A 10,938-nucleotide genomic window follows, 5' to 3' on the forward strand; every position below is an offset into this window, starting at 1 on the left:
GGATGCTTCCTATCGCTGAGCGGCTGATATCGGAAACGGCACCACTTCGGCCTCGGGCCGGGCATAGAGGGCGGTCGCGACCGCCTCGATCACAAGGTCGAGCGCCGCAAGCGCCGTGCGGCTGGTCTCGTCGTCGCCGCGCAGATAATGGCAGGCCCTGTCGAGGTGCAGGTGGGCGGCGGCAAAGTCGCTTTTCATTAGCTTCTCCTTATTGCCCCGCCGTGCCGCGACCATGCGTGAGTCGCTTTACCGACAAGCAAAGATGGGCGGCAGCATTTGAATCGAATTGTACGCGACGTCGAAGCTGCTTGAGAGAGGCGGGCGGAGCCGGAACTGCCCGATCCCTCCGCGCCTGTGAGGAGGATGTCCGGCAGGGTAGAGGAGGCGCTGTCCCGCCGGCATCCCAGCCCTTGCAGGCACCCCCATCACGGTTAAAAGTGGCCTGCTTTGGAGATAGGTTGAATCGACGTTGGTCCTCCACGGCGCCCCCTCCGTCCTGCCGGACACCGCCCCCACAACGGGAGAGAGTGGCAGTTCCACCGCCGTGCAACCGATGCATGTGCGAAACCGTTATGGCGAGGATAATCGAGGGGTGCGGCAATTGTCCTTCATGCCCAACCGGCGCCGGCCGGTTTCTCTCGCGCTTGCCGCGGCGGCGCTTGCATCGATGCCGGCCGCCGCCTTCGCCGCCGAAAAAACCGGCATGTCGAGCGAAGGCATCTTCGTTCTCGAAGTCATTTTGCTGCTCGTCGTCGGCCGAGGCATCGGCGAATTGCTGGAGCGCCTCGGCCAGCCGGCGGTGATGGGACAGCTGATCGGCGGCATCCTGCTCGGGCCCTCGCTGCTCGGCTGGCTGTGGCCCGCGGCCGAGCGGCTGGTCTTTGCCGGCGATGCCGCGCAGAAGTCGATGATCAACGCCATCGCCCAGTTCGGCGTGCTGATGCTTCTGCTGCTGACCGGCATGGAGACGGACCTGAGGCTGGTGCGCCGGGTCGGCCGCGCGTGCTTTTCCATCTCCGCCACCGGCGTCGCCGTGCCCTTCGCGCTCGGCTTCGTGGCGGCGCAGTTCATGCCGGCCTCGCTGCTCGCCACCGGCAGCGAGCGCATCGTCTCCGGCCTGTTCCTCGGCACCGCGCTTTCGATCTCCTCGGTCAAGATCGTCGCCATGGTGGTGCGCGAGATGAACTTCATGCGCCGCGACCTCGGCCAGATCATCGTCTCCTCGGCCATCATCGAAGACACGATCGGCTGGGTGATCATCGCCATCACCATCGGCATCGCCACGCATGGCCGCATCGAGCTCGCCAGCCTCGCTTTCACGCTCGCCGGCGTCGCCGCCTTCATGGCCTTTTCCTTCACGCTCGGCCGCCGCATCGTCTTCGACGCCATCCGCTGGACCAACGACACCTTCCGCTCGGAATACGCGGTGGTCACCGTCATCCTCGCCATCATGGGCGGCATGGCGCTGGTCACCGACCTGATCGGCGTGCATACGGTGCTTGGTGCCTTCGTCGCCGGCATATTGGTCGGCGAGTCGCCGATCCTGTCGCGCCACATCGAGGGGCAATTGCGCGGCGTGATCACGGCGCTCTTCATGCCGGTGTTCTTCGGCGTCGCCGGTCTCTCGGCCGACCTCACAGTGCTCGTCGATCCCGAGCTTGCACTGCTCACCGTGGCGCTGGTGGCGATCGCCAGCCTCGGCAAGTTCGGCGGCGCCTTCATCGGCGCGGAGGTCGCGGGCATGAGCCGCAGCGAGGGCATTGCCGTCGGCTGCGGCATGAATGCGCGAGGCTCGACCGAGGTCATCGTCGCCTCGATCGGTCTGTCGATTGGCGTGATCTCGCACACGCTTTTCACCATGATCGTCACCATGGCCGTCATCACCACCTTGGCCATGCCGCCGACGCTGCGCTGGGCGCTGGGGCGGCTGCCGATGGGGGAGGCGGAAAAGAAAAGGCTGGAGCGCGAGGAGGTCGACCAGCGCGGCTTCATCACCAATCTGGAGCGGCTGCTGGTGGTGGTCGACGAGGGCGTCGTCGGCCGCTTCGCCGCCTACCTCGCCGGTGTCATCGGAGCCGGCAAGCCGACGACCGTGCTCCGTACAAGCGGCGAAAGCGAAGCCGACCCCGTCGAGGCGGCGCATCTGGACGAGATCGAGAAAGGCGCTGAGCAGGGCCGCGAGGCGGCGAAGGAAGCCGACGAGGAGCCCGCGCATGAAGCCCCCCTCACGCGCCGCCCGCATGACGCTCCGCTCTCCGCCGAGGCGGTCGCCAAGGAGGCGCGCAAGGGCTACGGCATGCTGCTCATCGGCGTCGGCCGAGCGGTGACCGCGAAGGGCGGCTTCTCGCGCCGGCTGAACGAGGTCGCCGGCGCTTTCGAGGGCCCGCTCTGCCTGGTGCTGAAGCCGGCCGGCGCCGGCCGGCAGATGCCGCGCCTTGGGCCGGGATCCGGCAGGATCCTGGTGCCGGTCAACGGCACGGCGAATGCACGCCGCGGCGCGGAACTTGCGTTTGCCGTCGCCTCGGTCACCGGCGCGCCGGTCAAGGTCCTCTATGTCGCGCGTCCGGGTCGCGACGAACCGCGCGACACCGTCTCGCATCGCCGCAGGGAGGCTGTGCTGAAGGACATTGTCGCGCTTGCCGACCGTTATGGCGTCGAGATCGAGACGGCCATCCGCTCGAGGGCCGCCGCCGCCGATGCCATTGCCCGTCAGGCGGGCAGGAACGTGGCGCTGATCGTCATGGGCGTGGCGCGGCGGCCGGGCGAGGAACTCATCTTCGGCGAGACGACGAGCGGCGTGCTGCAACGCTGCCCATGCCCGGTGATGCTGATCTCCGACGCGCGGCTGCGCCGCGACGACGAGGGCAGGGAGGCGCTGCGTTCGGGAACGGGCACGGGCTGAGGGCAGCTTCGGCCTGACGGTTCCAACAGCTGAGGGCGCGCTTCACTTGCCTTCGAAAAAGCGATGGATCGCGGCGTCCAGCTTGCCGATGAGCTCGGCGTTGCGCGTGCTGCCGGCCCAGATCAGCGCATTGAGCCGCATGTCCTTGTTGAGGAAGTTCACCTTGCGGGATTCCAGCAGATATTGCGCGACTTCGAAGTGGCGTCCCTTGATGGCCTCGATGAGCGCGCTGTTGCGTCCCGTCTTGTCGGCGAGATTGACGTCGGCGCCATGCTCGACCAGCAGCTTGACGATAGCGAGATGCCCGTTCCTTGCCGCTTCGATGAGCGGCGTCCTGCCGTAATAGTCGGCGCGGGCGTCGATATCGATCTGCGGATGCTTCAGCAGCGACTTGATGCAGGCAAGGTGACCCCTGGCCGCGGCCAGGCTCAATGGCGTGCTCTTCCATTTGTTTCTGCAGTTCACGTCGACCGCCGGGTGGCCGATCAAGGTTTCGAGCACGGCGATGCGGCCGTTATGCGCGGCGAGGTGCAGGCTTGACCAGCCGTCTTCATCGGTCTGGTTGATATCCGCGCCCGCCGCGAGCTCGGCGCGCGAGGCTTCGGCATCGCCGCTCTCGGCCGCGACCAGCAGGCGGGACCAATTCCTTGCTTCTGCGGCTTCCAGGCCTGTGTCCACTGCAATATCCCCGACCGCGGATGGCGCCGGCCCAGCCGGCATTCAGATGCAGCGTCTTTCTCTCGCGGAGAGTTTCACACTCGCCGTCGTCGGGCAATGGATTTCGCGTCGGCGGTGCGGGCAACTCGAGGGGAGATGCCGGCAGGGCAGGTCCGAGCGTGGATCGCCGGCGCCCCATGCGACGGAGAGGGGCGTCGGCGCTTGACGCGCCGCGACCCCCTCTGTCGCCTTCGGCGACATCTCCCCCTCGAGGAGGGAGATTCATCTCGTTATGCCATCTGCAGCCGCTGCCGGCTCGGCTGCGGCGGGAAGGCGATCGCGATGCCGGCGGCGCCCAGGCCGACCAGCGCCGAGCCGATGAACAGCCAGGAATAGCTGGCATAGGCGTCGTAGATCATGCCGCCGGCGAGCGGGCCGAACGACATGCCGAGGCTGGAGAGCATGGTGGCGGCGCCGAACACCGTGCCGATGATGCGCGGCCCGAAATATTCGCGTGCCAGCACCGCATAGAGCGGCATGACGCCGCCGTAGGTGGCGCCGAAGATGACGGCCAGCACGTAGAACTGCTCGAGCCGGCCGACCGCGAGATAGGCGGCGATCACGGCGGCCTGGATGGCAAGGCCGGTGATCAGCACCGGCTTGACCCCCAGCCGGTCGCCGAGCACGCCGTAGAGCAGGCGTCCGCCAAGGCCGGCAAGGCCCTCGACGCTATAGATCGAGACGGCAGCCATCGGCGCAACGCCGCAGGCCATCGCATAGCTGACCATGTGGAAGATCGGCCCCGAATGCGCCGCGCAGCAGGCGAAGAAGGTCATGCCCAGCACCAGGAATTGCGGCGAGCGCAGCGCCTGGCTGACGCTCATGCCGGGGTCGTCGGCGGCACGCGCCGGCATGCCGCCGTCGGCCGCCGCGCCGGCCGCCGGCGGCTGGCGTACCAGGAAGACGGCGGGCAGCAGGAGCACCCAGGCCATGACGCCGATGTCGAACATGGCGGTTCGCCAGTCATAGGCCGAGATCAGCCAGCGCGCGAAGGGCGAGATGGTCATCGGCGCCACTCCCATGCCGGCCGAAACCAGCGACACGGCAAGGCTGCGGTTGGTGTCGAACCAGGCGGTGGTGAGCGCGATCATAGGCGCGAAGAACGCGCTGGCCGCCAGCCCGACGATCACGCCGTAGCTGAGCTGGAAGATCAGCAGCGAGTTGGCTCGGCTCGCCACCACCAGCGCCAGCCCGAGCAGCACCGCGCCGGCAAGCACGACGGGGCGGGCACCGACGCGGTCATAGATCGCGCCCCAGGCGAAGCCGCCGACGCCCATCACCAGAAAATTTAGCGTCATGGCGCTGGAAATGCCGGCGCGCGACCAGCCGGTGTCGATCGACATCGGCTCGAGAAAGATCGCCAGCGAGAACATCGCGCCGAGCGCCACACAGGTCATCAGCGCGCCGGCCGCGACGATGACCCAACGATAGGAAGGATTCATGATTTTCTCCCGTGCCCTAAGGCATCCTGTTTGATGCGGCACGGTTTTTCCAGGTCCATCGCGCCGCTTGCGTCCGAAGGACGCCGCGGCGGACACCAATCCTACAATCTGGTTGCATTTTTTATCCGGATTTTTGGGGGATGTTGGCCGATCGCCTTATGCTGGCGTTCCTTCACACCCCCTTCTGTCCTGCCGGACAGTCCGGTAGGACAGAGGGGGGTGCCTCGCGCCGACCCTCTTTAACTGTCAGCAGTCTTCCGCACCCACATTGACCGCGCATCAGGCCCTTCTAGATTGAGCCGCAGCAATCGGGAGGAGGCAAACGCCATGCAACTCTACCGCGGCCGGCTCATCGATCACCTTCATCTGGTAGTGCGCGACGTCAAGGCGAGCCGGCGTTTCTACGGCGCGGTGCTCGAGGTGCTGGGCGTCCCGATCGGCGGCGAGGCCGAGGATTATTTCTGGGCGGACGAACTGTTCGTTTCCAGCGCCGATAGCCGCGCGGCCCAGGGCGTGCTCACCGGCCGTCACCATCTCGCCTTCCAGGCCAAGGACCGCGCCATGGTCGACGCCTTCTACCACGCGGGCCTTGCCGCCGGCGGCAAGGACAACGGCGCCCCGGGCGAGCGTCCCTACCACCCCGGCTACTACGCCGCCTTCCTGCTCGACCCCGACGGCAGCAACATCGAGGCGGTGTTTCATGGCGAGGCGAAGCGTAGTGCGCCGGCGGTGGAGATCAGTTTTTAGCGCGGCGGCGGGCGCCGTTATCTCCCCCACAAGGGGGGAGATAGCGCGACGCACAACCCCCTCGGCTACTTGCTCGCCACCTCGTCGGAGCATCGGGGCTGGGCATCGGCAGGCATGACTTCGAAACCGGCGGCGATGAGTTGCAGCTTCGTTTCCTCGAAATGCCGCTTGGCGCCGCTGTCGATCGCGGCCGGTGCTATCCCGTCACCAATCCGGACGCCATCCGCGTCATCCGCGAGGCGGCCATGCTGGTGCCGATCCGCTAAAATCCATCGATCGGCGGGTGCCTCGTGCAATGGCCATGACCGCCAAAGCGGAAGCTATTCCTTCACCGCGCCCGTCATCGAGGAGACGTAGTACTCGACGAAGAACGAATAAAGCACCACCACTGGCAGCGAGCCGATCAGCGCGCCTGCCATCAGCGCTCCCCATTCATAGACGTCCGAGCGGACGAGCTCGGTGAGCACGCCGACCGGAACCGTCTTCTTCTCCGACGACTGGATGAAGGTCAGCGCGTAGATGAATTCGTTCCAGGACAGCGTGAAGGCGAAGATGCCGGCAGAGATCAGGCCCGGCACCGACAGCGGCAGCACGATCTTGGTCAGGATCTGCCAGCGGGTGGCGCCGTCGATCAGCGCGCATTCCTCCAATTCGAAGGGGATCGAACGGAAGTAGCCCATCAACAGCCAGGTGCAGAACGGAATCAGGAAGGTCGGGTAGGTGAGGATCAGCGCGAAGGGCGTGTCGTAGAGACCGAGGTTGAACACCATCACCGACAGCGGGATGAACAGGATCGAAGGCGGCACCAGATAGGCGAGGAAGACCGCAAGGCCGACCTGACGGGCGCCTGAGAACCGCAGTCGCTCGATCGCGTAGGCGGCGAGCACCGCAGCCGCCAGCGACAGGAAGGTGGCCGCCGTCGATATGATCACCGTGTTGAGCAGCCAGCCGGGGTAGGAGGTCTCCAGGAGCAAATAGCGTATGTGCTCCAGCGTCGGATGCACGACCCAGAACGGATTGTAGTTCACATAATCGGTCATCTCGACATTGGGCTTAACCGCCGTGATCGTCATCCAGTAGAATGGAAACAGCAGCACGATGAGAAACACCAGCAGCGGCAGATAGACCGTGACCACCCGGCGCGGCAGGCTCTGCAGGTAGCCCATGCCGCCTTCGTCGGTGTCCAGGCGCTCGACTTCTCTGATCGCGGCCATGTCAGTCTCCGCCGCCTTGCTGCCACCTGCGGCGTTGCAGGCCGAAATAGCTGAACAGGATCGCCGCCAGCAGGAAGGGGATCATGGCAACGGCGATTGCCGCGCCTTCGCCGAGCTGGCCGCCGGCAATGCCGCGCTGGAAGGACAATGTCGCCATCAGGTGGGTGGCGTTCACCGGCCCGCCGCGGGTCAGCACATAGATCAGCTGGAAATCGGTGAAGGTGAAGAGCACCGAGAAAGTCATGGTGATGGCGATGATCGGCGTCAAAAGCGGCAGCGTCACATGGCGAAACAACTGCCAGCGGCTGGCGCCGTCGAGCGTGGCGGCTTCGTAGAGCGACTGCGGGATGGTCTGCAGGCCGGCAAGCAGCGTGATGGCGACGAACGGGATGCCGCGCCAGACATTGGCCGCAATGACCGAAGCGCGCGCGTTGGTTGGATCGCCGAGGAAGTTTATGCGGTGGTCGATCAGCCCCATCTGCTGCAGCGCCCAGGACAGGATCGAGAACTGCGAATCGTAGATCCACCAGAAGGCGATGGCCGACAGCACCGTAGGCACCACCCAGGGCAGCAGCACCACCGCGCGGAAGAACGACTTGAAGGGCAGCTTCTCGTTGAGGATGAGAGCCAGCCAGAGGCCGAGCACGAATTTCAGGATTGAAGCGCTGACCGTGTAGAGCACGGTGTTGAAGACCGACAGCCAGAACACGCTGTCGCTCCAGAGATATTCATAGTTCTCGACGCCGATATAGATGCCGGGCCGGCCGATGCGTGTGTCGGTGAAGCCAAGCCAGACGCCGAGTCCCAGCGGATAGGTGAGAAAGACCAGGAGCAGCGCCGCCGCCGGCAGCATGAAGCCGAGACCAAGAGTGTTCCGGCTCTCGGCAAGTCGCGAAAGCATCGACGGATGCCGCTGAACGGCAACGGATGGCACGGCCATGGGCGCGAATTCCTCGCAAGATGCGGTGGAGTGGTGGTGGCCGCGTGGTCCTTCCGTGCCCCGGAAGATCCCGACGCGGCCACCCTGCTTCAGGTGCCCGGCAGGATCAGACGCGATAATAACGGTTGGCGCGCTTTTCGGCCTCTTCCATCGCCTCTTGCGGTGTCGCCTGTCCCGTCACCGCCTTGGCGAACATGTCGACCAACACATAATCGGCCATGGTCGCGGCCGAGGCATAGCCGAGCGGCCCGGCATAGCCGTTGGGTCGCAGCGTCGCCGAGGCTTTCGCGTAAGCGGCATTGTTCGGGTCGGCCTTCCACACCGGATTGTTGTCGAAAGCCTTCAGCGTCTGGCAGCAATAGCCGGCCGACGACGTGATCCAGTCCGACATCTGCGGGTCCTCGAACATGAACTGCAGATAGGCTTTGGCCGCGTTGGGGTAGGGCGTGTAGTTGAAGATGACGGCCGTGGTCACCTGGAACAGCTCGACCGATTTCCCGACCGGACCGATCGGCAGATTGGTGGTGCGGATGTCCTTGGCTATTTCGGCCAGCTTCGGGTCATTGTCCTTGTTGACCTTGGCGGTGTTGTAGGCCGAGATGCCGTTGGCGATCACGCTTATCTCGCCGGCCAGGAAGGCGCGGTTGTTGTTGACGTCGAGCCAGCTTTCCGTGCCGGGGATGAAGGTTTTGTAGAGCTCCTGCGCATACTGGATCGCCTTCAGCGTCTCGGGGCTGTTGATCGTCACCTTGCCGGCTTCGTCGACCATCTGGCCGCCATGGCTCCATAGCAGCCAATGCGCATAGTTGTTGCCGTCGCCGACGCCGTGGCCATGGGTGAACCCGGCGGGATGGCCCTTTGCCTTGAGCGCCTTGCAGAGCTCGAGGAAACCCGCCGTGTCCTTCGGGAATTCCGAGAAGCCGGCCTCCTTCACCCAGCTTTCGCGATAGACGATGGCGTTGCCGATGGTGGCGAGCGGCAGGCCGAGGAACTTGCCCTCGCGCGTCGCATACTGCTTGGGGCCGTCGTGCCAGCCGCCATACTTCTTGCCGAGATAGTCGCCGAGTTCGGTCACGTCGAGCAGCTTGTCTGGATATTGGTGCGGGTCGTCGAACCAGACGAACATCAGGTCGGGACCGGAGCCGACATTGGCGGCGACGGCCGCCTTGGGCCGGATGTCTTCCCAGCTCTCCTTGTCGACGCGCACCTCCACGCCCGTCGCCTCGGTGAACCGCTTCGTATTCTTCAGCCATTGGTCCTCGTCGCCCTGCACGAAAGGCGACCAGCGCAGCAGCCGGAGCTTGGCGCCTTCCTCCGGCTTGTAGGTGAGGCCCTCCTGGGCGAAGGCGCTCGAGCCGACGAAGCGGCTGCCCAAGGCCCCGGCGGCCGCGCCGGCGGTCGTGCGGATCACGTCGCGTCTGGTGAACTTCATGCTCGTCTCCTCCTGTGGGTTTCCTCGTTGCGTGGTCTATGGCGCCGCTTCGATCCGCTGGCCCGTTTCGCCGTGAAACAGATGAATGGGGCCGGGTTCCACCGACAGCCGGATGGTTTCTCCCGGCGCGAAGGAATGGCGTTCGCGGAAATTGGCGACGATATCCTCTCCGCCGGCCGTCCGGCCGATGATCTGCACTTCCGAGCCGGTCGGCTCGATCACCACCACGGTGACCGGAATGCCGTCCTCGGCCAGCCGCAGATGCTCGGGCCGCACGCCGAGCACGACGGCTTCGCCGTTGCCGATCGCGGGCGGTTTCGACAGAGGCACGGAGACGCCACCCGCGCCCCGGAACGACGACGGCGCGCCGTCATTGGCGAATGTGCCCTTGAGCAGGTTCATGGCCGGCGAGCCGATGAAGCTCGCGACGAAGAGGTTGTTCGGCCGGTCGTAGAGCTCGAGCGGCGGCCCAATCTGCTCGACGAGGCCGTCATGCATGACGACGATCTTGTCGGCCATCGTCATGGCCTCGATCTGATCGTGCGTGACATAGATCGTCGTCGTCTTCAGCCGCTGGTGCAGTTCCTTGATCTCGGCGCGCATCTGGACCCTGAGCTTGGCGTCAAGGTTGCTGAGCGGCTCGTCGAACAAAAACACCTGCGGATTGCGCACGATCGCCCGGCCCATGGCGACGCGCTGCCGCTGGCCGCCCGAAAGCTGGCGCGGATAACGCGACAGAAGCGGCACCAGCCCGAGGATCTCGGCCGCGCGCTTCACCCCGGCATCGCTCTCCGCCTTGGCCACTCCCTTCAGCATGAGCGAGAACGCCATGTTTTCGGCAACGGTCATGTGCGGATAGAGCGCGTAGTTCTGGAACACCATGGCCACGTCGCGCTCCTTCGGCGCAACATCGTTGACGACACGGCTGCCGATCGAAATATGGCCGCGGGAGATTTTTTCCAGCCCGGCAATCATCCGCAGAAGCGTCGATTTTCCGCAGCCCGACGGCCCGACCAGCGTGACGAACTCGCCGTCCTCTATGTCGACGCTGACGCCGTGCAGGATCTGGGTGGCTCCGAACGACTTGTAGACATCGCCAATCGCGACAGACGCCATCGAACTCCTCCCGATGGTCCCTGCGGGTTTCGCGGGGAGCCGTTTCCAATCAAGGTGTGGCTGAAACGGATGCCGGCAAGCATCCACCACTGGCGTCGGCGACGTTTGCCCCAGCTCCCCCCGGGTCACGCGACTGTGAAACGGTAGCGCTACCAAACCCGCCTGTAAAGCTGCGGCGCATGCCCTTAGACTTTCGTCTCAAAGGGCAAATGAGCCAGCCTGCCGTGAGCTAAGTCAATCCAGGGCTGTGCCGGATGGCCACTAATCAGGTCGGCGAAGAAGGCTGAATGCGCATTAGCAAGTACTAAGGTGTATGACGTTGCCCCCAGTTTCTATCCAGTTTTGAGTTCGTTTCCGGCCTGGGTTGTGCCCTGCTGGGCGGGTGAAGCGACAGTCGCTGGCGCGGAGCCTTTGGCATAGCGCAGCGC

At 65.2% G+C, this 10,938-nt stretch carries 10 protein-coding genes; 3 read left to right on the forward strand and 7 right to left on the reverse strand.

The annotated features are described in order from the left end of the window. Nucleotides 1–9: 9 nt before the first annotated feature. Entirely contained in the window at nt 10–198 is a 189-nt protein-coding gene (locus CK224_RS23940) for a hypothetical protein (protein ID WP_067322650.1), read from the reverse strand. A gap of 394 nt (nt 199–592) precedes the next feature. Between CK224_RS23940 and CK224_RS23945 the strand changes: the two genes are divergently transcribed. Beyond that, nucleotides 593–2,902 carry a cation:proton antiporter gene (locus CK224_RS23945; protein WP_245426162.1) on the forward strand — a complete coding sequence of 770 codons (2,310 nt, stop codon included), beginning with the start codon at nt 593–595 and terminating at the stop codon, nt 2,900–2,902. A gap of 42 nt (nt 2,903–2,944) precedes the next feature. Here CK224_RS23945 and CK224_RS23950 read toward each other — a convergent pair whose 3' ends face one another. Next, on the reverse strand, nt 2,945–3,580 hold the full coding sequence (locus CK224_RS23950) for an ankyrin repeat domain-containing protein (protein WP_095783453.1): 636 nt from the start codon (nt 3,578–3,580) through the stop codon (nt 2,945–2,947). Between the two features lie 269 nt (nt 3,581–3,849). Further along, on the reverse strand, nt 3,850–5,061 hold the full coding sequence (locus CK224_RS23955; protein ID WP_095783454.1) for an MFS transporter: 1,212 nt from the start codon (nt 5,059–5,061) through the stop codon (nt 3,850–3,852). A gap of 327 nt (nt 5,062–5,388) precedes the next feature. On the opposite strand from CK224_RS23955, the gene CK224_RS23960 reads away from it, so the two are divergent. After that, complete coding sequence (locus tag CK224_RS23960) at nt 5,389–5,808, forward strand: VOC family protein (RefSeq protein ID WP_095783455.1); 420 nt, start codon at nt 5,389–5,391, stop codon at nt 5,806–5,808. Nucleotides 5,809–5,948: 140 nt separating this feature from the next. Beyond that, nucleotides 5,949–6,074 carry a hypothetical protein gene (locus CK224_RS32390; RefSeq protein WP_259979814.1) on the forward strand — a complete coding sequence of 42 codons (126 nt, stop codon included), beginning with the start codon at nt 5,949–5,951 and terminating at the stop codon, nt 6,072–6,074. 54 nt (nt 6,075–6,128) lie between these two features. On the opposite strand, the gene CK224_RS23965 is transcribed toward CK224_RS32390, so the two are convergent. From CK224_RS23965 to ugpC, 4 genes are all read right to left on the reverse strand, one after another. Continuing rightward, a complete protein-coding gene (locus CK224_RS23965) occupies nt 6,129–7,022 on the reverse strand; it encodes a carbohydrate ABC transporter permease (protein WP_095783456.1) in 894 nt (297 codons plus the stop codon). A gap of 1 nt (nt 7,023) precedes the next feature. Continuing rightward, a complete protein-coding gene (locus tag CK224_RS23970) occupies nt 7,024–7,962 on the reverse strand; it encodes a sugar ABC transporter permease (protein WP_095783457.1) in 939 nt (312 codons plus the stop codon). 106 nt (nt 7,963–8,068) lie between these two features. Next, nucleotides 8,069–9,394, reverse strand: a complete 1,326-nt coding sequence (locus tag CK224_RS23975; protein WP_095783458.1) for an ABC transporter substrate-binding protein — start codon at nt 9,392–9,394, stop codon at nt 8,069–8,071. 36 nt (nt 9,395–9,430) lie between these two features. Further along, on the reverse strand, nt 9,431–10,510 hold the full coding sequence (gene ugpC, locus CK224_RS23980; protein WP_067001190.1) for a sn-glycerol-3-phosphate ABC transporter ATP-binding protein UgpC: 1,080 nt from the start codon (nt 10,508–10,510) through the stop codon (nt 9,431–9,433). Nucleotides 10,511–10,938: the final 428 nt, after the last annotated feature.

The sequence above is a fragment of the Mesorhizobium sp. WSM3862 genome (genome assembly GCF_002294985.1).
Taxonomy (GTDB): Bacteria; Pseudomonadota; Alphaproteobacteria; order Rhizobiales; family Rhizobiaceae; genus Mesorhizobium.

Excerpts from the sequence above, each read along its gene's own strand:
- CK224_RS23940 (WP_067322650.1), bottom strand. The coding sequence starts at position 198 with ATGAAAAGCGACTTTGCCGCCGCCCACCTGCACCTCGACAGGGCCTGC.
- CK224_RS23955 (WP_095783454.1), bottom strand. The coding sequence starts at position 5,061 with ATGAATCCTTCCTATCGTTGGGTCATCGTCGCGGCCGGCGCGCTGATG.
- CK224_RS23960 (WP_095783455.1), top strand. The coding sequence starts at position 5,389 with ATGCAACTCTACCGCGGCCGGCTCATCGATCACCTTCATCTGGTAGTG.
- CK224_RS23965 (WP_095783456.1), bottom strand. The coding sequence starts at position 7,022 with ATGGCCGCGATCAGAGAAGTCGAGCGCCTGGACACCGACGAAGGCGGC.
- CK224_RS23970 (WP_095783457.1), bottom strand. The coding sequence starts at position 7,962 with ATGGCCGTGCCATCCGTTGCCGTTCAGCGGCATCCGTCGATGCTTTCG.
- CK224_RS23975 (WP_095783458.1), bottom strand. The coding sequence starts at position 9,394 with ATGAAGTTCACCAGACGCGACGTGATCCGCACGACCGCCGGCGCGGCC.
- ugpC (WP_067001190.1), bottom strand. The coding sequence starts at position 10,510 with ATGGCGTCTGTCGCGATTGGCGATGTCTACAAGTCGTTCGGAGCCACC.